The sequence below is a fragment of the Pseudomonas siliginis genome, from assembly GCF_024072275.1.
Lineage (GTDB): Bacteria > Pseudomonadota > Gammaproteobacteria > Pseudomonadales > Pseudomonadaceae > Aquipseudomonas > Aquipseudomonas siliginis.
Genome location: NZ_CP099598.1, coordinates 1099370 through 1124386, shown reverse-complemented (window position 1 = coordinate 1124386; position 25017 = coordinate 1099370). Strand labels below are relative to the sequence as shown.

Annotated in this window: 20 protein-coding genes; 14 read left to right on the top strand and 6 right to left on the bottom strand. The window is 60.1% G+C overall.

All coding sequences use genetic code 11. The annotated features are described in order from the left end of the window. Positions 1 to 43: 43 nt before the first annotated feature. From rhlB to NF676_RS05385, 4 genes are all read left to right on the top strand, one after another. Entirely contained in the window at positions 44 to 1522 is a 1479-nt protein-coding gene (gene rhlB, locus NF676_RS05400; protein ID WP_056783067.1) for an ATP-dependent RNA helicase RhlB, read from the top strand. Between the two features lie 117 nt (positions 1523 to 1639). Continuing rightward, positions 1640 to 2584 carry an ornithine cyclodeaminase family protein gene (locus tag NF676_RS05395; RefSeq protein WP_252887364.1) on the top strand — a complete coding sequence of 315 codons (945 nt, stop codon included), beginning with the start codon at positions 1640 to 1642 and terminating at the stop codon, positions 2582 to 2584. Between the two features lie 150 nt (positions 2585 to 2734). Beyond that, a complete protein-coding gene (locus NF676_RS05390) occupies positions 2735 to 3862 on the top strand; it encodes an NAD(P)/FAD-dependent oxidoreductase (protein ID WP_252868834.1) in 1128 nt (375 codons plus the stop codon). Positions 3863 to 3946: 84 nt separating this feature from the next. Further along, positions 3947 to 4573: a helix-turn-helix transcriptional regulator gene (locus NF676_RS05385; RefSeq protein ID WP_252887363.1), complete on the top strand. Its 627-nt coding sequence runs from the start codon at positions 3947 to 3949 to the stop codon at positions 4571 to 4573. A 101-nt stretch (positions 4574 to 4674) separates the two neighbouring features. On the opposite strand, the gene NF676_RS05380 is transcribed toward NF676_RS05385, so the two are convergent. The 6 genes from NF676_RS05380 to NF676_RS05355 all read right to left on the bottom strand — a co-directional run bounded on the left by NF676_RS05380 (position 4675) and on the right by NF676_RS05355 (position 9932). Then, entirely contained in the window at positions 4675 to 5451 is a 777-nt protein-coding gene (locus NF676_RS05380) for an ABC transporter substrate-binding protein (RefSeq protein ID WP_252887362.1), read from the bottom strand. Positions 5452 to 5714: 263 nt separating this feature from the next. Continuing rightward, positions 5715 to 6167 carry a molybdopterin synthase catalytic subunit MoaE gene (moaE, locus tag NF676_RS05375; RefSeq protein WP_016771590.1) on the bottom strand — a complete coding sequence of 151 codons (453 nt, stop codon included), beginning with the start codon at positions 6165 to 6167 and terminating at the stop codon, positions 5715 to 5717. Between the two features lie 2 nt (positions 6168 to 6169). After that, the gene (locus NF676_RS05370; protein WP_024011686.1) at positions 6170 to 6412 is read right to left on the bottom strand and encodes a MoaD/ThiS family protein; all 243 of its coding nucleotides are present in this window, start codon (positions 6410 to 6412) and stop codon (positions 6170 to 6172) included. Then, positions 6409 to 6882, bottom strand: coding sequence for a cyclic pyranopterin monophosphate synthase MoaC (gene moaC / locus NF676_RS05365; protein WP_007972660.1), 474 nt, complete (start codon positions 6880 to 6882; stop codon positions 6409 to 6411). Before moaC ends, NF676_RS05370 begins: the two co-directional genes overlap by 4 nt. A gap of 240 nt (positions 6883 to 7122) precedes the next feature. Then, positions 7123 to 8517 carry a PhoH family protein gene (locus NF676_RS05360; RefSeq protein ID WP_024011685.1) on the bottom strand — a complete coding sequence of 465 codons (1395 nt, stop codon included), beginning with the start codon at positions 8515 to 8517 and terminating at the stop codon, positions 7123 to 7125. A gap of 338 nt (positions 8518 to 8855) precedes the next feature. Beyond that, positions 8856 to 9932 (bottom strand): polysaccharide deacetylase family protein, encoded by a 1077-nt coding sequence (locus tag NF676_RS05355; protein ID WP_370695134.1) that lies wholly within the window; start codon positions 9930 to 9932, stop codon positions 8856 to 8858. A 363-nt stretch (positions 9933 to 10295) separates the two neighbouring features. Here NF676_RS05355 and yaaA point away from each other — a divergent pair, with 363 nt between their 5' ends. The 10 genes from yaaA to NF676_RS05305 all read left to right on the top strand — a co-directional run bounded on the left by yaaA (position 10296) and on the right by NF676_RS05305 (position 25016). Beyond that, on the top strand, positions 10296 to 11075 hold the full coding sequence (yaaA, locus tag NF676_RS05350) for a peroxide stress protein YaaA (RefSeq protein WP_150636190.1): 780 nt from the start codon (positions 10296 to 10298) through the stop codon (positions 11073 to 11075). Between the two features lie 809 nt (positions 11076 to 11884). Further along, complete coding sequence (locus NF676_RS05345; RefSeq protein WP_016771595.1) at positions 11885 to 13201, top strand: nucleotide sugar dehydrogenase; 1317 nt, start codon at positions 11885 to 11887, stop codon at positions 13199 to 13201. Positions 13202 to 13300: 99 nt separating this feature from the next. Further along, a complete protein-coding gene (gene alg8, locus NF676_RS05340; protein ID WP_162098720.1) occupies positions 13301 to 14782 on the top strand; it encodes a mannuronan synthase in 1482 nt (493 codons plus the stop codon). A 35-nt stretch (positions 14783 to 14817) separates the two neighbouring features. Beyond that, entirely contained in the window at positions 14818 to 15987 is a 1170-nt protein-coding gene (locus NF676_RS05335; RefSeq protein ID WP_252887361.1) for an alginate biosynthesis protein Alg44, read from the top strand. Positions 15988 to 15996: 9 nt separating this feature from the next. After that, positions 15997 to 17505, top strand: coding sequence for an alginate biosynthesis TPR repeat lipoprotein AlgK (gene algK, locus NF676_RS05330; protein WP_177342702.1), 1509 nt, complete (start codon positions 15997 to 15999; stop codon positions 17503 to 17505). Continuing rightward, the gene (locus tag NF676_RS05325; RefSeq protein WP_041479487.1) at positions 17502 to 18983 is read left to right on the top strand and encodes an alginate export family protein; all 1482 of its coding nucleotides are present in this window, start codon (positions 17502 to 17504) and stop codon (positions 18981 to 18983) included. The genes algK and NF676_RS05325 overlap by 4 nt, the downstream gene beginning before the upstream one ends. 26 nt (positions 18984 to 19009) lie before the next feature. After that, positions 19010 to 20581, top strand: a complete 1572-nt coding sequence (gene algG, locus NF676_RS05320; protein WP_051600606.1) for a mannuronan 5-epimerase AlgG — start codon at positions 19010 to 19012, stop codon at positions 20579 to 20581. A 10-nt stretch (positions 20582 to 20591) separates the two neighbouring features. Further along, positions 20592 to 22058 (top strand): alginate O-acetyltransferase, encoded by a 1467-nt coding sequence (locus NF676_RS05315; protein WP_252887360.1) that lies wholly within the window; start codon positions 20592 to 20594, stop codon positions 22056 to 22058. Positions 22059 to 22066: 8 nt separating this feature from the next. Next, complete coding sequence (locus NF676_RS05310; RefSeq protein ID WP_056783046.1) at positions 22067 to 23179, top strand: mannuronate-specific alginate lyase; 1113 nt, start codon at positions 22067 to 22069, stop codon at positions 23177 to 23179. Between the two features lie 271 nt (positions 23180 to 23450). Continuing rightward, positions 23451 to 25016 (top strand): MBOAT family O-acyltransferase, encoded by a 1566-nt coding sequence (locus NF676_RS05305; protein ID WP_024011674.1) that lies wholly within the window; start codon positions 23451 to 23453, stop codon positions 25014 to 25016. The last annotated feature ends 1 nt before the right edge of the window (position 25017 follow it).

Below are 25017 nucleotides of genomic sequence, written 5' to 3'. Positions count from 1 at the left end.
TGCATTACACTGGCCGGCGTACATTCCTTAACCAATTGATGAGATGACCGTGCTCAAAGCACTCAAGAAAATGTTCGGTAAAAGCGAGGCTGAGCAGCTCGCGCCAGTTCCCAGTGCGCCGTCGCACGCCCCCGGTCATCGCGCCGATGCCCCGCAGGCCGACCGCCCCGCTCCCGCAGCCGCACCGAAGCCCGAAGAAAAACCCGCTGCGGCCGCGCCAATGGCCGTAGAGCCTGCACCCGGCGAAGCGCCGAAACCGGCCAGACCGCGTCGCGAACCGAAGCCCAAGGCACCGGTCATTCCATGGAAACTCGAAGACTTCGTCGTCGAGCCACAGGAAGGCAAAACCCGCTTTCACGATTTCAAGCTTGCCCCGGAACTGATGCACGCCATCCAGGACCTGGGCTTTCCGTACTGCACGCCGATCCAGGCGCAGGTGCTGGGCTTCACCCTCGCCGGCAAAGACGCCATTGGCCGCGCGCAGACCGGCACCGGCAAGACCGCCGCGTTCCTGATCTCGATCATCACCCAGTTGCTGCAGACGCCGCCGCCGAAAGAGCGCTATATGGGCGAGCCGCGTGCGCTGATCATCGCGCCGACCCGCGAACTGGTGGTGCAGATCGCCAAGGACGCCGCTGACCTGACCAAATACACCGGCCTCAATGTCATGACGTTCGTCGGCGGCATGGACTTCGACAAACAGCTCAAGCACCTCGAAGCGCGGCATTGCGACATCCTCGTCGCCACGCCGGGCCGCTTGCTCGACTTCAACCAGCGCGGCGACGTGCACCTGGACATGGTCGAAGTGATGGTCCTGGACGAAGCCGACCGCATGCTCGACATGGGTTTCATCCCGCAGGTACGGCAGATCATTCGCCAGACCCCGCCGAAGTCCGAGCGCCAGACCCTGCTGTTCTCCGCGACCTTCACCGAAGACGTGATGAATCTGGCCAAGCAATGGACCACCGACCCGGCGATTGTCGAAATCGAAATCACCAACGTCGCCAACGAGAACGTCGAGCAGCACATCTACGCCGTGGCCGCTGCCGACAAATACAAGCTGCTCTACAACCTGGTCAACGATAACGGTTGGGAGCGAGTCATCGTGTTTGCCAACCGCAAGGACGAAGTACGCCGCATCGAAGAGCGTCTGGTGCGTGATGGCATCAACGCCGCGCAGCTGTCCGGCGACGTGCCGCAACACAAGCGCATCAAGACTCTGGAAGGCTTCCGCGAAGGCAAGATTCGCGTGCTGGTGGCCACCGATGTCGCCGGTCGCGGCATCCACATCGACGGCATCAGCCACGTGATCAACTTCACCCTGCCGGAAGTCCCGGACGATTACGTGCACCGCATTGGCCGTACCGGTCGTGCCGGCGCCGATGGCGTGTCGATCAGCTTTGCCGGCGAGGACGACTCTTACCAGTTGCCGTCGATCGAAGAAAAGCTTGGTCGCAAGATCAGCTGTGAAACCCCGCCGACGCATCTGCTGCGTGCGGTTGAGCGCAAGCGTCCGCAGTAAGCGCCACGAAATGAAAAAGCGCAGCCGGCAACGGACTGCGCTTTTTTTATGCCCGATGGTTGCTCGCCAGAACTAAAAGTCCATAATGGAAAAATAAGTTTAGTTTCGGAGCGCGAAATGTCCAGTACGCCCTATGTGATCGATCAAGCCCAGGCCCATGAGCTATTGGCGCGTATCGATGTTCCGCAAATCCTGCGCAAGCTGTTCCGCGATCTGGCGGCCGGGAACGCCGTGCAGCCGGCGCAGCAATGGGTCGAGTTTCCGCAGGGTGCCGGCGACTTCATCAACTACTTGGGTGTACTGGCCGAGGACGGCGTGTACGGAGTGAAGACTTCGCCGTACATCGTCCGTGAGCAGGGTGCGCTGGTGACGGCATGGACATTGTTGATGTCGACGAAAACCGGTCAGCCGCTGCTGCTCTGCGATGCCGGCGAACTGACCATCGCGCGCACCGCCGCGACCACGGCCGTGGCGGTCGACGTCCTCGCCCCGTTGAATGCACAGCGACTGGCGATCATCGGCAGCGGCAAGGTTGCTCAAGCGCATCTGCACTACGCCAAAGCGCTGCGCGACTGGCAGAGCATCAGCCTGTATTCGCCATCGCTGCTGGAAGATGCGCAAACACAGGCTGTGTTGAAGTCCATCGCGCCGTCACTGAAGATTGCCGACAGCCGCGAGACCGCCGTTACCGATGCGGATGTGATCATGCTCTGCACCTCGTCGGCCGGGCCGGTAATCGATCCTGCCGGGTTAAGCAAACCGGCGCTGATCACCTCGATCAGCACCAACGCCCCGCGCGCCCATGAAGTACCGCCGCAAAGCCTCAACGACATGCAGGTGTTCTGCGACTATCGTCTGACCACGCCGGGTTCGGCAGGTGAGATGCTGATTGCCGCCGAACAGCATGGCTGGAACAAGGATTCAATTGTCGGCGACCTCGCCGACTTGCTCAGCGAAAAAGTGCAGCGCCCGGGTTACGACCGTCACGTGTTCTTCCGTTCAATCGGCTTGGGCCTGGAAGACATTGCCCTCGCCAATGCGGTTTATCACTTAACCCACTAACGCCAAAAATCCCCTGTGGGAGCGAGCCTGCTCGCGAATGCGGTCTGACATTCAGCGAAGATGTCGACTGATACACCGCTTTCGCGAGCAGGCTCGCTCCCACGATGGACTAGCGAACGCCTTGATATTGCGTACCCACTGGAGACCTACATGAGCCACGCAGATTTCATCATCATCGGCGGCGGGATTGCCGGCGCTTCCACCGGGTTCTGGCTGGCGCCGCACGGCAAAGTGATCGTGCTCGAGCGTGAAACCCATCCCGGCTATCACTCCACCGGTCGCTCCGCCGCGCTGTACACCGCCGCCTACGGCACCGCACAGGTCCGCGCACTGACTCAGGCGAGCCGCGCGTTTTTCGACAGTCCTCCGAGCGGCTTTTGCGAGCATCCGCTGCTGACCCCACGCGGCGAAATGACCGTCGACTTCATCGGTGATCCCGCCGAACTGAACAACCAATACCTCAGCGCCAAAGCCACCGTGCCGCAGATGCAACTGCTCAGCGCCGACGAAGCCTGCGCGCGTCTGCCGATCCTGCGCCGGGAAAAAGTCCACGGCGCGATCTACGATCCATCGGCCTGCGACATCGACACCGACGCGCTGCATCAAGGCTACCTGCGCGGCATCCGGCGCAACCACGGCGAAGTGCGCACCGATTGCGAAGTGCTCGGCTTGAGCCGCGATGCCGATGGCCTGTGGATCGTGCAGACCAATGGCGAGACGTTCAGCGCACCGGTGATCATCAACGCCGCCGGTGCGTGGGCCGACAAGATCGCTGCCCTGGCCGGTGCGCAGCCGCTGGGTCTGCAAGCGAAACGCCGCGCTGCGTTTATCTTTGCCGGGCCGGAAGGCGTGGACACTCATCATTGGCCAATGCTGGTCAGCCTCGACGAATCCTTCTACATGAAGCCCGACGCCGGCATGTTCCTCGGCTCGCCGGCCAATGCCGATCCGGTCGAACCGCACGACGTGCAGCCGGAAGAACTCGACATCGCCATGGGCATTTATCAGATCGAAGAGGCCACCACGCTGACCATTCGCCGTCCGACCCGCACCTGGGCCGGTCTGCGCAGTTTCGTTGCCGACGGTGATTTGCTCAGCGGCTTTGATCCGCAGGTGCCAGGGCTGTTCTGGGTCGCCGCGCAGGGCGGCTACGGCATTCAGACGTCGCCGGCGATGGGCCAGGCCAGTGCGGCGCTGGTGCGCGGCGAGCCATTCCCCGAGCACCTGCATCAATTCGGTCTGGACAGCGCCATGCTCTCCCCGGCCCGACTGGTTTGATCGCATCGACTCGTCGAAAAGATTGCGGCACACTCGCAGCGCCCCGGCACAAGGGGCGCTGACGCTGCCTGGAGCTCCACTGTCATGACTGCCCCCGAATTCGACCCGGCGCTGGATAACCTCCGCGCCATCGCCGACGCCATTGCCACGCTGTTCTTCCCCCACGCCGAGGTGGTGCTGCACGACCTGCGCACGCAGAAGGTCGACTACATCGCCAACAACCTGTCCAAGCGCGAGATCGGCGACGACTCGTCACTGGAAGACATGCTCAGCGAGGATGTCAGCGACAGGAACATCGGCCCGTACGAAAAGCTCAACTGGGACGGTCAGAAAATTCGCAGCCTGAGCACCGTGCTGCGTGACAGCGAAAGTCGGCCGCTGGCGGTGCTGTGCATCAATCTGAACATTTCCCTGTTCGAGAACGCCAAAGCGGCGCTGGACCTGTTTCTCTCGCCGAGCAAGCTGATTCCGCAGCCGGACTCGCTGTTCCGTGATGACTGGCAGGAACGCATCAACACCTTCCTCCACGCCTGGTTGCGCGAGCGGCAGTTGAGCCTGAACCTGCTGACCCGCGATCACAAACGCGAACTGGTGCTGGCGCTGCACGCCGAGGGCGCGTTCAAGGGCAAGAGCGCCTCGAACTACGTGGCCAATGTGCTGAACATGGGGCGGGCGACGGTGTACAAACATTTGAAGGAATTGAAGGGCTGAAGATTTGCATCGCTAGCGCTGGCCTCTTCGCGAGCAGGCTCGCTCCCACATTTGGAATGCGTTACCCCTGTGGGAGCGAGCCTGCTCGCGAAAGCGCTTGATCAATCGCCGTAGATATCGGTCTTGAAATACTTCTCGGAAATCTTCTGGTACTCGCCATTCGCGCGAATCCCGTCGATGGCGCTGTTCAACTGGCTGACCAGCTCAGCATTGCCCTTGCGCACAGCAATCCCCGCGCCCTCGCCGACGTACTTCGGATCCTTCAGCTCCGGCCCGACAAACGCGTAACCCTTACCGCGCGGCATCGACAGGAAGTCATTGAGCGGAATGGTGTCGGCAAAAATCGCATCAAGGCGCCCCGCCGCCAGGTCCATGTAGATTTCTTCGTTGTTGCTGTAGCGCTTGACGTTGATGCCCTTGGGTTCGAACACCTCGGTGGCATAACGATCGGTGGTGGTCGCGCGCTGCACGCCGACGTTCTTGCCTTTGAGGCTGGCGTACTGATCATCCACCGTAGCGCCTTCCTTCATGACCAGACGCGAAGAAGTGAAATAGTACTTGTGGCTGAAATCCACCGACTTCTTGCGATCTTCGTTGATGGTCATCGACGACAGCGCCATGTCGATCTTCTTCACTTTCAGCGAAGGAATCAGCCCGTCGAACTCACCTTCGACCCACACGCAATTGACCTTCATCTGCGCACAAAGGGCATTGCCGATGTCGTAGTCGAAGCCGACGATTTCACCTTTGTCGGTTTTTGACGCGAATGGCGGATAGGCCGCTTCGATGCCGATGCGCAGGGTTTTCTCGGCGGCGAAGACGCTGGAGCAGGCCAGCAGACTGAGGGCCAGACCGGTGATGAGGGGGAGTTTCTTCATGTTCGTTCTCTCGCGGGTTGTTGTTGGTTTGGCGAAGAAGAGCAGCTACAAGCGGCAACCTGATAGCGGCAAGACAGAAGCTTTTTTTGTACTTGGAAATCCATACTGGACTCTCAGGTACAAATCGTCAATCGGGTAGAGAGGGAAGGATTTTCGGTGTCACAGATGACGCCTTCGCGAGCAGGCTCGCTCCCACAGGGGAACGCTTTCCAATTGTGGGAGCGAGCCTGCTCGCGAAGACTGACCGGAGGGCGCTACAGAAACTACTTCTTCCAGCGATCCGCAGCCGCATGATCACTGTCGCGCCCTTCGACCCAACGCGGGCCGTCACTGGTGTTTTCTTTTTTCCAGAACGGCGCGCGGGTTTTCAGGTAGTCCATGACGAAGGCGCAGGCATCGAACGCGGCCTGGCGGTGGGCGCTGGCGGCGCCGACGAAGACGATCGGTTCGCCCGGTTCCAGCGCGCCGATGCGGTGCAGCACTTCCAGTTTCAACAGCGGCCAGCGCTGCTCGGCTTCGACAGCGATCTTGCCGAGAGCCTTTTCGGTCATGCCCGGATAGTGTTCGAGGAACATCCCGGCCACGTCGAGCCCGTCGTTGAAGTCGCGCACATAACCGACAAAGCTCACCACCGCGCCCACACCGACATTGGCCGCGTGCATCGCATTGACTTCAGCGCCCGGATCGAACGGCGTGGCCTGCACGCGAATCGCCATGTTCAGCCTCCGGTCACGGTGGGGAAAAACGCCACTTCATCACCATCGACAACTGGCTCGTCGAGCTGGCAGAGGTCTTCGTTGCGTGCGCACATCAGGTTTTGCTCGCTCAGCACTTCGGCGCCATCACGTTCTGCCAACAGTGCCCGAACGTCATCGACGGTGGCGAAATCGCCTTCAACCGCAACCGAATCCACGCCCAGCGCTTCACGGTAGCGGGCAAAAAATTTCACGGTCAGTTTCATGGCTGCTCCGCCTGGAAGTGGCCGCTCTTGCCGCCGACTTTCTCCAGCAGACGCACGCTTTCGATGGTCATGCCCCGGTCGACGGCTTTGCACATGTCGTAAATGGTCAGGGCGGCGACGCTGGCGGCGGTCAGCGCTTCCATCTCGACGCCGGTCTGCCCGGACAGCTTGCAGCGGGCGACGATACGCACGCTGTCATCGCCTTCGGCGCTGAGTTCGACTTTGACGCCGGTGAGCATCAGCGGGTGGCACAGGGGAATCAGATCGCTGGTCTTCTTCGCCGCCTGAATTCCGGCAATGCGCGCCACGGCGAACACATCACCCTTGGGATGGCCGCCGCTGACGATCATCTGCAGGGTTTCAGGGAGCATGCGCACCAGCGCTTGAGCGGTCGCTTCACGGAACGTCACGGCTTTTTCAGTGACGTCGACCATGTTGGCGCGACCTTGGGAATCGAGATGAGTCAGCACGGGATTACTCCTGATCAGGAGCGTGGATTGTAAACCTGTGGGTCAGATATCCGCATCACTGATTATGAAATCACCGTTGCCCCCTGTGGGAGCGAGCCTGCTCGCGAAAGCGGATTCAGATTCACTATAGATGTCGACTGATACACCGCATTCGCGAGCAGGCTCGCTCCCACAGGAGATATGCATTTATCCATAAAAAAACCGGGCGGCTTTAAGGGCCACCCGGTTCTGGGTGAAAGGTTACAAATGCGATTCGGCGTATTCGGCCAGGATCGAGCGAGGCACCCCTTGCAGGGTGATGTGCACACCGTTGGGGAAATCCTTGAAGCGTTCGGTCAGGTAGGTCAGCCCGGAGCTGGTCGCGGACAGGTATGGGGTGTCGATCTGCGCCAGGTTGCCCAGGCACACCACTTTGGAACCGGCGCCGGCACGGGTGATGATGGTTTTCATCTGGTGCGGCGTGAGGTTCTGGCATTCGTCGATCAGGATCAGGCTCTGCTGGAAGCTGCGACCACGAATATAGTTGAGCGATTTGAACTGCAACGGCACTTTGCTGAGGATGTAGTCGACGCTGCCATGGGTGTTTTCGTCATCCATGTGCAAGGCTTCGAGGTTGTCGGTGATGGCGCCCAGCCAAGGCTCCATTTTTTCCGCTTCGGTGCCGGGCAGGAAGCCGATTTCCTGGTCCAGACCCTGCACGCTGCGGGTGGCGATGATGCGGCGATAACGTTTGCTGACCATGGTCTGCTCGATCGCAGCGGCCAGCGCCAGAATGGTTTTACCGGAACCGGCGGCGCCGGACAGGTTGACCAGATGAATGTCCGGGTCAAGCAGCGCATACAGGGCCAGACTCTGATAGATGTCGCGCGGCTTCAGCCCCCAGGCCTCCTGATGCAGCAGCGGTTCCTGATGCAGGTCGAGGATCAGCAGGCGGTCTTCCTGGATTTCCTTGATCCAGCCGACAAAGCCCTGCTCGTCGATGATGAACTCGTTGATGTGCACGGCCGGCAGATTGTCGATCAGTTGTACCTGATGCCAGGTGCGGCCGTGGTCCTGACGGGTTTCGACCTTGCTCACGCGGTCCCAGAAGGAGCCGGTCATGTTGTGGTAGCCGTTGGGCAGCAGGGACACGTCATCGACCAATTGGTCGGTGCTGTAGTCCTCGGCGTCGATCCCACAGGCGCGCGCCTTGAGGCGCATGTTGATGTCTTTGGTGACCAGCACCACCGGTTTTTGCGGATCGCGGGTATGCAGATCAATCAGTTGGTTGATGATTTTGTTGTCGTTCAGATGCTCGGGCAGAATCAGGTTCGACTCGGCCTGCTTGCTCATCAGAATTGACAGCAAGCCCTTCGGCCCGCCCTTGCCACGCTGGATCGGCACGCCCAGCTCAACGTCTTCAGGGGACGCATCGCCCAGGGTCTTGTCGATCAGGCGGATCGCCTGGCGGCATTCGGCGGCCACGCTGTGATGGCCGCTCTTGAGCTTGTCCAGCTCTTCCAGCACGGTCATCGGGATGGCGACGTGGTGTTCTTCGAAATTCAGCAGGGCATTTGGATCGTGAATCAATACGTTGGTATCGAGTACATACAGGATTGGCTGGTTGGAGGAAGGGCTGCGTCCGTGATCATCCATACTCGGTCACCTTTGTGGGAGCCATTCGACGCAATACCGTGACAGTGCTGCGCCTCGAGGTGACTGCCGAATTCATCCACGAGGGCCTGGATGAACTGCACACAATAGGAGTCTGGGAAGACGCCACCTGTGTCGCAGGTTTCGGCGGTCTGTCTTCGTAATACTCCAAAACCGATGACATAAAAAAGCACTTTGACGGTTTTTTTAAGTTTATTTTGCAGAGTGACGAAAAGCCCTTGGCGGACTCCCCGTACCCCGCTAAAGTCGGAAGTCCGCCTGCATCGAATTCCTCCTGAAAATCACCCCAAGTCCAATGTTTACGGGCTTTTTCTCATTTCTCAACGAAACGCGTCCTGACAGTCTTCCCAGCCGATGCCGCTCTGCGCAGTCTGGGTGATCAGCCACGGCAGGGACGTCTTCACCGCATCCTGTTTCATGTTGAAATTGATCACCCCGTGCCGCCACAGCAGCATCAGGGTCAGCACCCGCTGCGCGCTTGCCGGGCCTTTGAGCTTGCCGGCACCGTCCTGGGCATCGATGTCCCACAGCGCCACTTGCAGGCCCTGGCTGTTGAAGAAACCTTGTGCGTCACTGCGGCGCTGGCCATCCGGCGGACGGAACAGCGGCACGTAGTTTTCCGGCAGTTTGTTCTTCACCAGATCGGCGCTGCGCCGCACCGAATCCTGCCAGTCCTGCCAATGGCTGTGAGAGCGGAACTCCCAGCCCTGCACGCCAACGCACTGCCGGGAAAAACTCGCCTGCAGACTGCTGACCGAACGCCCTGCGAGTCGCGCCTGAATATCCTTGCCCAGTACAAAGAATGTCCCGCTCAGATTCGATTTTCGCAGGTACTCGGTCAGCCAGTCGGTGTTGTCCGGTTGCACGTTGGCGGCGCTGTCGAACGTCAGCAGAAACAGCCGGTCGTGCATGTCGTCGCCGTTGCGCTCGTAGTCGCCGAAACGATCGAATTCGTTACTGGTTTGCGGTGACAGCGCGGCCTTGCGCATCAGCTCGTCGAGGTACTGCAAATGGAAGATCCGGCTCGGCTCGGCCCACTTGGTGTAATAGCTGTCGTCGCTGACGACGAACTTGGCCGCCTGCTCGCGCAGGGTCGGCAGGTCTTCGACGAGGAAGCAGAACGAGGCGTCCTGATCGCAGCTTTGCTGGGCGTGGTTGTAGTTGGCGAGCAAGCGCTGCCAGAGGCGCTGGCGCAGCTGATTGACCGCATCGATATTGACCGTGCGCAGGCCCAGGCGCTGGGCCAGTGCCGCCTCGTCGATGGACTCGGTGCCGAGCAGGCCGCGAGCGAACATGAGGATTTCCGCCCGCGACGCGACGTCGAACAGGGTCGGGTTGCTGAGCTGCTCCGGCCAGGTCGTGCGATCCAGCGTCGCCGCATCGCCGGGCGCCGCCATGGCGCCGAAGCTCAGCAGCCACGCGGTGAATAAAAGAACAATGCGCAAAGGGATGTCTCCATAACAAAACCCGCGCGGCACTATAGCTGATCCTGTCCTATTCCCCTCAGCCATGGATGATCGTTCCCACGCTCTGCGTGGTAACGCCTACCCGGACGCTCCGCGTCCGACGACTGTGACGCAGAGCGTCACGGGCTGCATTCCCACGCGGAGCGTGGGAACGATCATGTGAATCCGCTTTCGCGAGCAGGCTCGCTCCCACAAGGGGTTTGAGTTAAGCCGTCGATCACCTATGGGCTTGATAGCTGGAGTCAACAAGGACAACCCCCTAGAATCGCCCCCACGATTAAAGGAGACGACTTCATGCTGATGGTGATTTCCCCCGCCAAGACCCTCGACTACGAAACACCGCCGGCGACCCAGCGCTTTACCCAGCCGCAGTACCTCGACCATTCCCAGGAATTGATCCAGCAGTTGCGCGAGCTGAGTCCGGCGCAGATCAGCGAGTTGATGCACGTGTCCGACAAGATCGGTGGCCTCAACGCCGCGCGTTTCGGCAGCTGGACACCCGCCTTCACCCCGGAAAACGCCAAGCAGGCCCTGCTCGCCTTCAAGGGTGACGTGTACACCGGCCTGGATGCGCAGTCCTTCAGCGAAGCGCAATTCGATTACGCGCAAAAGCATTTGCGCATGCTCTCCGGCCTTTATGGCCTGCTGCGGCCGCTGGACCTGATGCAACCCTATCGCCTGGAAATGGGCACCAAACTGGCCAACGGCCGTGGCAAGGATCTGTATGCGTTCTGGGGTACGCGCATCAGCGAGTGGCTGAATGAAGCGCTGGCCGATCAGGGCGATGACGTACTGCTCAACCTTGCATCCAACGAATACTTTTCTGCGGTCAAGCGCAGCGCGTTGAAGGCGCGGATCATCAATACCGAGTTCAAGGATCAGAAGAACGGCCAGTACAAGATCATCAGTTTCTACGCGAAGAAAGCGCGCGGCCTGATGAGCCGTTTTGTGATCCAGGAACGCATCAACGACCCGGCTCAGCTCAAGCAATTTGATGTACAGGGTTATCGCTACAGCGCCGAACAATCGAAACCTGACAATCTGGTGTTTTTGCGCGACCACGCCCCGGAATAAAGCATGCCCTTTGCACGACTCTTTTCCTCCAGAGTCGTGCAGTCCGCCCGAAGTCAAAATCCCCCTGCGACATATCGCCAAATTCATGGCGCCAATAAAACCACACTCTATTTTCTAATTTTAGTTTCACTCGACACTGAAGTTTTTTTTCAGTAGTGGCACCTAAATTTTTTACCCGTAGTGGCACAAAACTATCGACCCCGGTTTCACCCCGATAACTAAAGGGCGAAATCGTTAGTGCTATCAATTTGCACCCAGTGCCATCTTCATCAATATTTCAAAAAATTTCGGCTGGCACGATGAGCGGGCTGGAACTATGTCCAAATGCGTTGCTCATACCACCGGTAACGATTCTCGCCGAGTTTGTACGAGATAACTTACGCAGAGCTGATAGCCATGTAACCAAGTTGTCACAGCAACTTGCCTGAGTGACTAACTAGTCTCAAAACAATCGAAGGACAGGAGATACGCACCATTAATATCCCCTACAAAGGCCAAGGCCGCGCCCCTATAAACGTGCTCGCCTGAGCACCTAACTGCTTGATTTACCGGCCCCCTACCGGACGTCGAGCAGGCTACACGACTGCACTAGAGTCTTCCCGCACGGAAGATCGGCTGCATAACAGGGCAAGTCATAACAACAAGGCCTAGTTGCGCACATCTTGAGTGCACTTATTAGACACTCGGAACTTTGTATGCCTGCACACGGCATTGTGGCGCCTGTAAGCCGCACTTCCGAGTGCACTAGTGACCGCTGAACACCATTAACTCCGGCCTTCTAAGGCCTGATATATACAGAGGTAATTGCGATGCGCATCAGCATATTTGGTTTGGGTTACGTTGGCGCAGTATGTGCCGGTTGCCTGTCTGCACGGGGCCATGACGTAGTTGGCGTCGATGTTGCCAAAGACAAGATCGACATGATTAACGCCGGCAAATCGCCGATCGTTGAACCGGGCCTGGGTGAACTGTTGCAACAGGGTATCCAGACCGGTCGTCTGCGCGGCACGACCAACTTCGCCGAGGCGATTCGTGATACCGACCTGTCGATGATCTGCGTCGGCACGCCAAGCAAAAAGAACGGCGACCTGGAACTGAACTACATCGAGGCCGTGTGCCGCGAGATCGGTTTTGTCCTGCGTGAAAAAACCACCCGCCACACCATCGTCGTGCGCAGCACCGTGTTGCCAGGCACCGTGGCCAACGTGGTCATCCCGATTCTGGAAGACTGCTCCGGCAAGAAAGCCGGCGTCGATTTCGGCGTTGCGGTCAACCCGGAATTCCTCCGCGAATCCACCGCCATCGCTGACTACGATCAGCCACCGATGACCGTTATCGGCGAGTTCGATACCGCCTCGGGCGACGTTCTGCAATCGCTGTACGAAGAACTCGACGCCCCGATCATCCGCAAGGACATCGCCGTTGCCGAGATGATCAAGTACACCTGCAACGTCTGGCACGCGACCAAAGTGACCTTCGCCAACGAGATCGGCAACATCGCCAAAGCCGTCGGCGTCGATGGCCGTGAAGTGATGGAAGTGGTTTGCCAGGACAAGACCCTGAACCTGTCCCAGTACTACATGCGCCCGGGCTTCGCCTTCGGCGGTTCGTGCCTGCCTAAAGACGTGCGTGCCCTGACCTACCGCGCCGGTTCCCTGGACGTCGAGGCGCCGCTGCTCAACTCGCTGATGCGCAGTAACGAATCGCAAGTGCAGAACGCTTTCGACATCGTTGAAAGCCATGAAAAACGCAAAGTCGCCCTGCTCGGTCTGAGCTTCAAGGCCGGCACCGACGACCTGCGCGAAAGCCCGCTGGTCGAACTGGCGGAAATGCTGATCGGCAAGGGTTACGACCTGAGCATCTACGACAGCAACGTCGAATACGCCCGTGTCCACGGTGCGAACAAGGACTACATCGAATCGAAGATTCCGCACGTGTCGTCCCTGCTCAACTCCGACTTCGACTCGGTGATCGACAACTCCGACGTGATCATCCTCGGCAACCGCGACGAGAAATTCCGTTCGCTGGCCCAGGAAGCGCCGCAGGGCAAGCAAGTCATCGACCTGGTGGGCTTCATGTCCAAGGCCACCAGCGCCGGTAGCCGCACCGAAGGCATTTGCTGGTAACGCAGCCCCAAGCGACAAGCGTCGAGCTGCAAGTCAACGCGATTGGCTTGCAGTTTGAAGCTTGCAACTTGCAGCTTCCCTTACCTTCGGATGACGGTTATGACCAAGCTCAAACATTTTTTTCTGCAATCAGCCGGCTGGCTTTTTTATCTCAGTCTGCTGATGGGCCTGGCCTTGATGCTGCCCACGTCCACATTCGACTCCGAGTCGAAGGACTTCATTTTCCTGATTGGCGCCGTGGGTATCTGGCGCTACTCGATGGGTGCAACGCACTTTGTGCGCGGCATGATTTTTCTCTACATCGTTTACCCGCACTTGCGTCGCAAAGTACGCAAGCTGGGTAAAGCGGCCGATCCGTCGCATGTGTTTCTGATGGTCACGAGCTTTCGTATTGACGCGCTGACCACCGCGCAGGTCTACAGCTCGGTGATCCGCGAAGCCATCGACTGCGAACTGCCGACCACCATTGTCTGCTCGATCGTGGAAATGTCCGACGAGCTGCTGGTCAAGGCGCTGTGGGCGCGGATGAATCCGCCGGAGCGGGTCAAGCTCGACTTCGTGCGCATCCCCGGCACCGGCAAGCGCGATGGTCTGGCCTTCGGTTTCCGCGCGATCTCCCGTCACCTGCCGGACGACCGTGCCGTGGTGGCCGTGATCGACGGCGACACCGTGCTCGGCGAAGGCGTCGTGCGCAAGACCGTGCCGTGGTTCCAGCTGTTCGGCAATGTCGGCGGCCTGACCACCAACGAGTTCTGCGAAGTGCGCGGCGGTTACATCATGAGCGAATGGCACAAGCTGCGTTTCGCCCAGCGCCACATCAACATGTGCTCGATGGCCCTGTCCAAGCGCGTACTGACCATGACCGGTCGGATGTCGGTGTTCAAAGCCTCCGTGGTGACCAATCCGGAGTTCATCGCCGACGTTGAAAGCGACTCGCTGCAACACTGGCGCCTGGGCCGCTTCAAGTTCCTGACCGGTGACGACAAGTCGAGCTGGTTCAGCCTGATGCGCCTGGGTTACGACACCTTCTACGTGCCGGATGCCGCGATCAACACCGTTGAACATCCGCCGGAAAAGAGCTTCATCAAGGCCAGCCGCAAGCTGATGTTCCGCTGGTACGGCAACAACCTGCGCCAGAACTCGCGCGCACTGGGCCTGGGTATCCGCCGCCTCGGCGCGTTCACCTCGGTGGTGCTGTTCGACCAGCGCGTGTCGATGTGGACCTCGCTGCTCGGCCTGACCGTCGCACTGATCGCCAGCTTCAAGTACGGCACCGCGTTCATCCTCGTGTACCTGCTGTGGATCGGTATCACCCGCCTGATCCTGACGCTGTTGCTGTCGTGTTCCGGTCACCGCATCGGCCCTGCTTACCCGGCGATTCTGTATTACAACCAGATCGTTGGCGCCCTGGTGAAGATCTACGTGTTCTTCCGCCTCGACCAACAATCCTGGACTCGCCAGCCCACATCCCTGACCCGTGATCTCGCCAGCTTTCAACGTTGGTTCAACACCTGGTCGTCTCGGACCATGACCTTCTCCGCCGGCAGCATTTTTGTCGCCGTGCTGCTGATGATGGTCTGACCCGCTCCTATTGAATTAACAAGGAAATCGCCCCTATGAATACCGCCGTCAACGTCAACGTAGTGCATGAATCCGAAGCCCAGCGCCAGCACGCTCGCGTGAAAATCCCGGCCAAACTGCGTTTCTTCGGCCCTGACCGGACTCCGCTCGAAGCGCGGGTCCTCGATCTGTCGGCTGGCGGTCTGGCGTTCAACGCCGGGCAGATGCCGCTGACCATCGGCGAGGTGTACAAGGCGCGTCTGCAATTTGTCATCGACAACCTCGGCCTGGCCATGGACGTTGAACTGCAGGTGCGTTCCTTTGACCGCGCCACCGGCCGCGCCGGCTGCCAGTTCCAGAACCTCGAGCCGCAGGACATTTCCACCCTGCGCCACCTGATCACTTCGCACCTGGCCGGCGACATCGTCAGCATCGGCGAAGTGCTGGCGACCCTGCAGCGCGACAACTTCACCAAGGCGCGCAAGAACAAGACCAACGACACCGGCATGACCCCGTTCGGCCGCCTGAAAGCCGTGACCTTCAGCGCCGGTATTTTCGCTGTTGGTCTGGTCGCTGCCGGTTTCATCTTCAAGTCGGTGTACGGCATGTACTTCGTCAGCCACGCGCAGGCCGGTCTGGTCAGCGTGCCGGGGATGAACATCACCATGCCGCGTGACGGCACCGTACAGAGCCTGGTCAAGTCCGACGGCGTTGCCGCCAAAGGCGCACCGCTGGCGACCTTCAGCACCAGCATGCTCGACGTGCTCAAGGGCCATCTGGCCGAAGACCAACTGGCCCCGGCCAAGGTTGAAGAACTGTTCGGCAAGCAAATGACCGGCACCCTGACTTCGCCGTGCGACTGCACCGTGGCCCAGCAACTGGTGGCTGACGGGCAGTACGCGAGCAAGGGCGACGTGATCTTCCAGTTGGTGCCGCGCAACACCCAGGCCAATGTTGAAGCACGCTTCTCCTATCGCCAGTTCGGCGACGTGCGCCCGGGCACCCCGGTGAGCTTCCAGATCGCCGGCGAAGACAAGACCCGCACCGGCAAGATCGTCAGCAGCACGAGCCTGAAGAGCGCCGACCTGTCCTCCGACATCCGCGTGCAGATCCAGCCTGACGAGCCGCTCGACAGCAGCCTGGCCGGCCGCCCGGTTGAAGTGAACAGCGACCGTGGCCCGAACCTGAACTGGCTGATCGACAAAGCCATGGCTGCCGGTTTCTAAGTCGAGGACATGCCTGTGACTACGCATAACTTGAACACACCGCCGACCCTGTGGGAGCGAGCCTGCTCGCGAAAGGGCCAGCGCGGTTTGTCTGAAGTACCGAGTCGACTGCTTCGCGAGCAGGCTCGCTCCCACATGGGATTGATGGTGTGCTCGCTGGCACTGGCAGTTTCTCTGGCCGGTTGCGCCGGGCTGCCCGATCAGCGTCTGGCCAACGAAGCGCTCAAGCGTGGCGACACTGCCACCGCTGCGCAGAATTACCAGCAACTGGCCGATCTGGGTTACAGCGAGGCGCAAGTCGGCCTGGCCGATATCCAGGTCGACAGCCGTGACCCGGCGCAGATGAAACAGGCCGAGGCGACTTACCGCGCAGCGGCCAGCGTGTCGCCGCGTGCCCAGGCACGTCTCGGTCGTTTGCTGGTGGCCAAGCCGGGCTCCACCGAAGCCGAGCACCACGAAGCCGAAACCCTGCTGAAAAAAGCCGCCGCCAATGGCGAAGGCAACACGTTGATCCCGCTGGCGATGCTGTACCTGCAATACCCGCACAGCTTCCCCAACATCAACGCGCAGCAGCAGATCGATCAGTGGCGCAAGTCGGGCTACCCGGAAGCGGGTCTGGCGCAGGTGCTGCTGTATCGCACCCAGGGCACTTACGACCAGCATCTGGATGACGTGGAAAAGATCTGCAAGGCCGCGCTCAATACCACCGACATCTGCTACGTCGAACTGGCCACCGTCTACCAGAAACGTGGCCAGGCGGACCAACAGGCCGAGCTGATCAAGCAGATGCAGGCCGGTTACAGCCGTGGCACCGTCACCGCGCAGCGTGTCGACTCCGTAGCCCGCGTGCTGGCCGATTCGACCCTGGGCAAGACTGACGAAAAAACCGCGCAGGCGCTGCTCGAGCCGATCGCTCCGGGCTACCCGGCATCGTGGGTCACCCTCGCCCAACTGCTTTACGACTTCCCCGAACTGGGCGACGTCGACCAGATGATGAAGTACCTGGACAACGGTCGCGCTGCCGACCAGCCGCGCGCCGAACTGCTGCTGGGCAAGGTCTACTACGAAGGCAAAATGGTCCCGGCCGACGCGAAAGTCGCCGAGGAACACTTCCAGAAAGCCGTTGGCCGCGAAGTGGCCGCCGATTACTACCTCGGCCAGATCTACCGTCGTGGCTACCTGGGCAAGGTCTATCCGCAGAAGGCTCTGGACCACCTGCTGACCGCTGCGCGCAACGGCCAGAACAGTGCCGACTTCGCCATCGCCCAGTTGTTTTCCCAAGGCAAGGGTACCAAGCCCGACCCGCTGAACGCCTACGTATTCAGCCAACTGGCCAAGGCCCAGAACACCCCGCAAGCCGATGAACTGGCAGCGACCCTCGAGGCGCAACTGCCGCCCGAGCGCCTGCCCGAAGCCCGCCGCCTGTTGCAACAGGAACAGGCCAGCCGTGGCGCCCTGAACTCGAACACGCTGCAACTGCACGCCCTGCAAGAAGAAGACGGCGAGGAAAAACTATGAAGCTGAACCCATTCGTGAAGGCCGGTATTGGCCTCACCTTCGCGCTGATCTGGTCTTGCCCGACACTGGCTGCGATGACTGAAACCAAGAACTTCGGCCTGGAAGTGAAACTCACCGGCCAGTCCGAAGACGACCGTGACCTCGGCACTGCCGGCGGCGGTGACGTCAATGGCGTGGGCCTCGACCTGCGTCCGTGGATCTACGGCGAAAGCGGCGCGTGGAGCGCCTACGCGATGGGTCAGGCGGTGACCTCGACCGACATCATCGAGACCGACACCCTGCAACAATCCGACGGCGAACAAGCCACCGACAACAGTGATCGCAAAACCAAGAAGAACTACCTGGCGATGCGCGAGTTCTGGGTCGGCTACAGCGGCCTCACCCCGTACCCGGGCGAGATGCTCAAGTTCGGTCGCCAGCGTCTGCGCAATGACGACGGCCAATGGCGTGACACCAACATCGAAGCGCTGAACTGGACCTTCGACACCACCCTGCTGCGGGCCAATGCCGGTGTTGCCGAGCGTTTCAGCGAATACCGCACCGACTTGAAAGAGCTGGCGCCGAAAGACAAGGATCGCCTGCACGCCTACGCCGACGCTGCTTACCAGTGGACACCGGGCCAGTGGGTCGGCATTCGCGGCCACCACACTCACGATGACGGCAAACTCGATTACGCCGAGCCGGGCGTCCCGCGCGACTCGCTGGACAAGACCGAGAACGGCGACATCAGCTGGATCGGCCTGACCGCTGACAGCGACGCCTACAACTGGCGCAACACCAACACCGTCAACTACTGGGGCAGCATCACCGGCATGAGCGGCGACCGCGACACGGTCAACGCGCTGAACGCCGACGGCACGCGCCCGACACAAGCCAAGCGCAGCGATGACATCAGCGGCTGGGCAGCCGATGTCGGCGTGCGTCTGCGCCTCGATCCGCAGTGGCAAGTCGGCGGTGCCTACGCCCGCGCCAGTGCCGATTACGAACAGAACGGTCTGGAGAGCAACCGCTCCAACTACACCGGTACCCGCTCGCGCGTGCACCGTTTCGGCGAAGCGTTCCGTGGCGAAATGAACAACATGCAGACCGCCACCCTGTTCGGTTCGTGGATGGTCAACGACGAGTACGACGCCAGCCTGATCTATCACAAGTTCTGGCGTGTCGACGGCAACAAGCCGGTCGGCAGCAACGGCATCAATGCGGTGGAAAACAACACCGACGACGTCACCGGCGCGATCCTCTCCAGCACATCCTTGCCGCTTGAAGATGGCAACAAGGACCTGGGTCAGGAAATGGACCTGGTCGTCACCAAGTACTTCAAGCAAGGCCTGTTGCCGGCGGCGTTGAGCCAGTCGATCGACGAGCCTTCGGCACTGGTGCGTTTCCGTGGCGGTGTGTTCAAACCGGGCGATGCCTACGGCAGCCAGGTTGATTCCTACATGCACCGCGCATTCATTGACGTGATCTGGCGCTTCTGATGCAAACCGCCAAGGGAGTGCCCGACATGATCAGCACCAGAACAGGCTCACTCAGCCTGCTGGCCGGCGCGATGCTGCTGGCCAGCGCCGGCGCCTTCGCCAATGTTGAACCGGCGAAACCTGCGACCGTGGCCAAAGAACTGCAACAGGCCAAGACCTACACCGTCAGCAGCGCGCCGACCGACGCACTGAAACTGGCCAAGCCGACACTGCCCGACCTCTCCGGCTTCACCGCCGAAGCCGCTGCCGCGAAGATCGTGCGCAGCAAACCGGGCAAGATCAGTGTGCGCCGGATGATGCAGGAAAACGCCCTGAAGGACTTCATCGGCGGCGATAACAAGATGGCCGAATGGGTGGTGCGTCAGCACGGCATCCCGCAGGCGATCTTCATCGACGACGGCTACATGAACCTCAAGGATCTGGCGAAAAAACTGCCCAAGCAGTATTTCAGCGAGACGTCCCCGGGCGTGTACCTGGCAAAATTGCCGATCGTGGTCGGCGAGAAAGGCATCCTCGAAATCGACGGTCAGACCCAGGAACTGCGCCTGTCCCAAGAGGCCGGTTCGTTCCTGGTCAACGACGGCAAACTGTTCGTGCGTGACACCAAAGTCACCGGCTGGCGCGAGAAGGACAACGGCCCGGCGACCTTCCGTTCGCCGAAGGAATTCCGTCCGTTCCTGCTCGCCTGGGGCGGCACCGAGACCTACATCGTCAACAGCAAGATGGCCAGTTTCGGTTACGCCAACAGTAAGTCGTACGGGGTAAGTATTTCCCAGTACACGCCGAACATGGCCAAAGTCCTCAAGCGCCCGGAACCGACCGGCTGGATCGTCGGCTCCGAGTTCTCGGACATGTGGTACGGCTTCTACTGCTACGAAACCAGCGACTTTGTGGTCAAGGGCAACACCTACAAAGACAACATCGTCTACGGCATCGACCCGCATGACCGCTCGCACCGTCTGATCATTGCCGAGAACACCGTTCATGGCACGAAGAAGAAGCACGGGATCATCATTTCCCGTGAGGTCAACGACAGCTTCATCTTCAACAACAAGAGTTTCGACAACAAGTTGTCGGGCCTGGTGATCGACCGTAACAGCGTCAACAACATCATTGCCTACAACGAGATCTACAAGAACCACACCGACGGCATCACGCTCTACGAGTCCGCCGACAACCTGCTGTGGGGAAACAAGGTCATCAGCAATACCCGTCACGGCATTCGTATTCGTAACAGTGTGAACATCCGCCTCTACGAAAACGTCGCCATGACCAACGGCCTGACCGGTATCTACGGCCACATCAAGGACCTGACCGACACCGACCGTGACATCAAGCTCGACCCGTTCGACGCGCAGGTCTCGCTGATCGTCGTCGGCGGCGAGCTGGCGGCCAATGGCAGCGGTCCGCTGTCGATCGACTCGCCGCTGAGTGTCGAGCTGTATCGCGTGTCGATGCTGGCGCCGACCAAGTCCAGCGGGATCAGCTTCAACGGCATCCTCGGCGAGCGCCAGGATGAAATTCTCGATCTGTTGGTGCGCCAGCAGAAAGCCGTGCTGATCGACCCTGTCGAACGCCAGACCGAATTGCAGGACTGAGGATAATTTTATGCACCCACACATGATCAAACTGCTCAGCCTCTCGGCCCTGACTCTCGGCATTCTCGCTGCCGGCAACGCCCGCGCCGACGCTGACGGCGCAAGCGTGACGCCACCGAAGTTCACCGCCGAGCCGTGCTGCAACCTGTGCCCGGCGGCCCATGACGCGAAAAACTACACCACGCGTTATCAGCAGAACTTCACCACCCTGGTACAGGCTCAGGGCGACTGGCTGTTCCGTACCCAGGAAGACCTGCGCACCGAGTTCAACACCACGCCGGCCGGCTACAAGCGCCTGCAACAGTTGCACGATGCGTTCAAGAGCAAAGGCGTCGAGCTGGTGATCGTCTACCAGCCGACCCGTGGCCTGGTGAACCGCAACAAGCTCAACCCGCAGGAAAAAGCCGCGTTCGATTACGAGAAAGCGCTGGGCAACTACAAGACCATGCTCGGCCGTTTCGCCAAGATGGGCTACGTGGTGCCTGACCTGTCGCCACTGACCAACGAATCGCTGCCGGACACCCTGCCCGCCCACGATTTCTACTTCCGTGGCGACCAGCACTGGACACCTTACGGTGCCCAGCGCACGGCAAAAATCGTCGCCGAAAAGGTCAAGCAGATCCCGGCCTTCGCCGACATTCCCAAGCGTGAATTCGAGACCAAGCGCTCCGGGCGCATGGGCAAGACCGGCACTCTGCACAACATGGCCGGGCAACTGTGCGGCACCAGCTATGCGATCCAGTACATGGACCAGTTCACCACCGAGCCGAAAGGCGAGGCAGGCGACGGCGATCTGTTCGGCGATTCCGGCAATCCGCAGATCACCCTGGTCGGTACGTCGCACAGCGGCAAGAACTACAACTTCGCCGGTTTCCTCGAAGAAGCCATCGGCGCCGACATCCTCAACGTGGCCTTCCCCGGCGGCGGTTTCGAAGGTTCGATGCTGCAGTACCTGGGCAGCGAAGAATTCCAGAAGACCCCGCCGAAGATTCTCATCTGGGAATTCTCGCCGCTGTATCGCCTCGACCAGGAAACCATCTATCGCCAGATGATGGCGCTGCTGGATAACGGTTGCGAAGGCAAAGACGCGCAAATGTCCGCCAGTGCCACGCTGAAACCAGGCAGCAAGCAAGAACTGCTGGTCAACAGCAAGAACCTGAACTTGCAAAATGCCAACCATCAGGTCGACATCCGCTTCGCCGACACCTCGGTGAAAACCCTGCAAGCCACCCTCTGGTACATGAACGGTCGCCACGAGGACATCAAGATCGAGAAACCGGAAACCTCCGACACCGACGGTCGTTTCGCCTTTGAGCTGCGCACGGACGAAGACTGGGCCTCGCAAAACCTGCTGGCAGTCGAAGTCCAGGGTCCTGAAGCCGGACCTGGCGTCGCGCCACAAAAAGTCGAAGCGAAAATCTGCAAACGCAACGTATTCCCGGGCGTCGGTCAACAGACCGCGCAGCTCGGGCAATGAGGTCTGCTATGCGAAATCCGAAACTGAAAAATCTGTTGGCACCGACACTCCTGAGCCTGGCGATGTTCGCCGGGGCAACTCAGGCCGCCGCGCCATTGCGTCCACCGCAGGGCTACTTCGCCCCGGTGGATAAATTCAAGACCGGCGACAAGAGCGACGGCTGCGACGCGATGCCGGCGCCATACACCGGTCCGCTGCAATTTCGCAGCAAATACGAAGGTTCGGACAAGGCCCGCGCGACGCTGAATGTGCAGTCGGAAAAAGCCTTTCGCGACACCACCAAAGACATCACCACGCTGGAGCGCGGCACCGCCAAGCGCGTCATGCAGTTCATGCGCGACGGTCGCCCGGAGCAGCTCGAATGCACGCTCAACTGGCTGACCGCATGGGCCAAGGCTGACGCGTTGATGTCCAAAGACTTCAACCACACCGGCAAGTCGATGCGCAAATGGGCACTGGGCAGCATGGCCTCGTCGTACATTCGCCTGAAGTTTTCCGACTCGCATCCGCTGGCCCAGCATCAGCAGGAAGCGCAGCTGATCGAAGCCTGGTTCAGCAAAATGGCCGATCAGGTGGTCAGCGACTGGGACAACCTGCCGCTGGAAAAAACCAACAACCACTCGTACTGGGCCGCCTGGTCGGTGATGGCCACCGCCGTCGCCACCAACCGCCGCGACCTGTTTGATTGGGCGGTGAAGGAATACAAGGTTGGCGTCAATCAAGTCGATGCCGATGGCTTCCTGCCCAACGAACTCAAGCGCCAGCAACGCGCCCTCGCCTATCACAACTACGCCCTGCCACCGTTGGCGATGATCGCCAGTTTCGCCCAGGTCAACGGTGTCGATCTGCGTCAGGAGAACAACGGCGCACTGAAGCGTCTGGGTGACCGCGTGTTGGCCGGCGTGAAGGACCCTGACGAGTTCGAAGAAAAGAACGGCAAAAAGCAGGACATGACCGACCTGAAAGAGGACATGAAATTCGCTTGGCTCGAACCGTTCTGCACGCTCTACACCTGTGCGCCGGATGTGATCGAGAAGAAGCGCGACATGCAACCGTTCAAGACTTTCCGTCTTGGCGGCGACCTGACCAAGGTCTACGACCCGTCGCATGAAAAGGGCTAAAAGCCCCTCACCCTAACCCTCTCCCGGAGGGAGAGGGGACTGACCGAGGTGGCTGTGCGAGTTACGCCGAAATGAAATACCGAGTCGATCTCCATTTTTGAAAACCATGGAGATCAGGCTCCCTCTCCCTCCGGGAGAGGGCGGGGGGTGAGGGGCGCGGTTTGACGGCCAGCCCAGACCTCAAGCAAACACTGTGTCACCCCTCCACTACCACGGGGGGTTTGGGGGGGCTTTGGCCCTTGACTGTTGGTTCAAACATGGAGAGATCGGGATGGTATTTTCATCCAACGTGTTCCTGTTTCTGTTCTTGCCGATCTTTCTCGGCTTGTACTACCTGAGCGGGCAACGCTATCGCAACCTGCTGCTGCTGATCGCCAGCTATGTGTTCTACGCCTGGTGGCGGGTGGACTTCCTCGCGCTGTTCGCAGCGGTCACGTTGTGGAACTACTGGATCGGCCTGAAAGTCGGTGCCGCTGGCGTCAGAACCAAACCGGCGCAGCGCTGGCTGCTGCTCGGCGTGGCCGTCGACCTGTGCATCCTCGGCTACTTCAAGTACGCCAACTTCGGTGTCGACAGCATCAACGAAATCATGACTTCGTTCGGTCTCGAGCCGTTCATCCTCACCCACGTGCTGCTGCCGATCGGTATTTCGTTCTACATCTTCGAATCGATCAGCTACATCATCGACGTGTACCGTGGCGACACTCCGGCCACGCGCAACCTGATCGACTTCGCAGCATTCGTGGCGATCTTCCCGCACCTGATTGCCGGCCCGGTTCTGCGTTTCCGCGACCTCGCCGATCAGTTCAACAACCGCACGCACACCCTCGACAAGTTCTCCGAGGGCTGCACGCGGTTCATGCAGGGTTTCATCAAGAAGGTCTTCATCGCCGACACCCTCGCCGTGGTCGCCGACCATTGCTTCGCCTTGCAAAATCCGACCACGGGTGATGCCTGGCTCGGTGCGCTGGCGTACACCGCGCAGCTGTACTTCGACTTCTCCGGTTACAGCGACATGGCCATCGGTCTGGGCTTGATGATGGGTTTCCGCTTCATGGAAAACTTCAAGCAGCCGTATATCAGCCAGTCGATCACCGAGTTCTGGCGCCGCTGGCACATCAGCCTCTCCACCTGGCTGCGTGACTACCTGTACATCACCCTCGGCGGTAACCGTAAAGGCACGCTGATGACCTATCGCAATCTGTTCCTGACCATGCTTCTGGGTGGTCTGTGGCACGGCGCGAATATCACTTACATCATCTGGGGCGCCTGGCACGGCATGTGGCTGGCGATCGAAAAAATGCTCGGCCTGAACACTTCGCCGCGCAGCCTCAACCCGATCCGCTGGGCACTGACCTTCCTGCTGGTGGTGATGGGCTGGGTGATCTTCCGTGCCGAGAATCTGCACGTCGCCGGTCGCATGTACGGTGCAATGTTCAGCTTCGGCGACTGGTCGCTGTCGGAACTCAATCAGGCCAGCCTCACCGGTCTGCAAGTGGCAACCCTGGTGGTGGCTTACGTGACCCTGGCCTTCTTCGGCCTGCGTGATCTGTACACCAATCAGCCGCCAGCCAAGACCAAACCTGAAGTCAACGTCGAGGCCGATGGCCCTGCCACGGCGACGCCGGGAATGATCAAGGCAGCGCCTGGGGAAAATCCGGCGAGCATCCACGAACCTGGCTACACCGTCGGCGTCGAAGCCCAGGTGCAACCGGCCTACTGGACCGCCGACTGGTCGCGCTACGTGATGCGCGGGCTGATCCTGCTGCTGTTCATCGCCTCGATTCTCAAACTCTCGGCGCAAAGCTTCTCGCCGTTCCTTTACTTCCAGTTCTGAG

Coding starts and splice junctions, on each gene's coding strand:
- rhlB (WP_056783067.1), top strand. CDS start 44: ATGACCGTGCTCAAAGCACTCAAGAAAATGTTCGGTAAAAGCGAGGCT.
- NF676_RS05395 (WP_252887364.1), top strand. CDS start 1,640: ATGTCCAGTACGCCCTATGTGATCGATCAAGCCCAGGCCCATGAGCTA.
- NF676_RS05390 (WP_252868834.1), top strand. CDS start 2,735: ATGAGCCACGCAGATTTCATCATCATCGGCGGCGGGATTGCCGGCGCT.
- NF676_RS05385 (WP_252887363.1), top strand. CDS start 3,947: ATGACTGCCCCCGAATTCGACCCGGCGCTGGATAACCTCCGCGCCATC.
- NF676_RS05380 (WP_252887362.1), bottom strand. CDS start 5,451: ATGAAGAAACTCCCCCTCATCACCGGTCTGGCCCTCAGTCTGCTGGCC.
- moaE (WP_016771590.1), bottom strand. CDS start 6,167: ATGGCGATTCGCGTGCAGGCCACGCCGTTCGATCCGGGCGCTGAAGTC.
- NF676_RS05370 (WP_024011686.1), bottom strand. CDS start 6,412: ATGAAACTGACCGTGAAATTTTTTGCCCGCTACCGTGAAGCGCTGGGC.
- NF676_RS05360 (WP_024011685.1), bottom strand. CDS start 8,517: ATGGATGATCACGGACGCAGCCCTTCCTCCAACCAGCCAATCCTGTAT.
- NF676_RS05355 (WP_370695134.1), bottom strand. CDS start 9,932: ATGGCGGCGCCCGGCGATGCGGCGACGCTGGATCGCACGACCTGGCCG.
- yaaA (WP_150636190.1), top strand. CDS start 10,296: ATGCTGATGGTGATTTCCCCCGCCAAGACCCTCGACTACGAAACACCG.
- NF676_RS05345 (WP_016771595.1), top strand. CDS start 11,885: ATGCGCATCAGCATATTTGGTTTGGGTTACGTTGGCGCAGTATGTGCC.
- alg8 (WP_162098720.1), top strand. CDS start 13,301: ATGACCAAGCTCAAACATTTTTTTCTGCAATCAGCCGGCTGGCTTTTT.
- NF676_RS05335 (WP_252887361.1), top strand. CDS start 14,818: ATGAATACCGCCGTCAACGTCAACGTAGTGCATGAATCCGAAGCCCAG.
- algK (WP_177342702.1), top strand. CDS start 15,997: ATGCCTGTGACTACGCATAACTTGAACACACCGCCGACCCTGTGGGAG.
- NF676_RS05325 (WP_041479487.1), top strand. CDS start 17,502: ATGAAGCTGAACCCATTCGTGAAGGCCGGTATTGGCCTCACCTTCGCG.
- algG (WP_051600606.1), top strand. CDS start 19,010: ATGATCAGCACCAGAACAGGCTCACTCAGCCTGCTGGCCGGCGCGATG.
- NF676_RS05315 (WP_252887360.1), top strand. CDS start 20,592: ATGCACCCACACATGATCAAACTGCTCAGCCTCTCGGCCCTGACTCTC.
- NF676_RS05310 (WP_056783046.1), top strand. CDS start 22,067: ATGCGAAATCCGAAACTGAAAAATCTGTTGGCACCGACACTCCTGAGC.
- NF676_RS05305 (WP_024011674.1), top strand. CDS start 23,451: ATGGTATTTTCATCCAACGTGTTCCTGTTTCTGTTCTTGCCGATCTTT.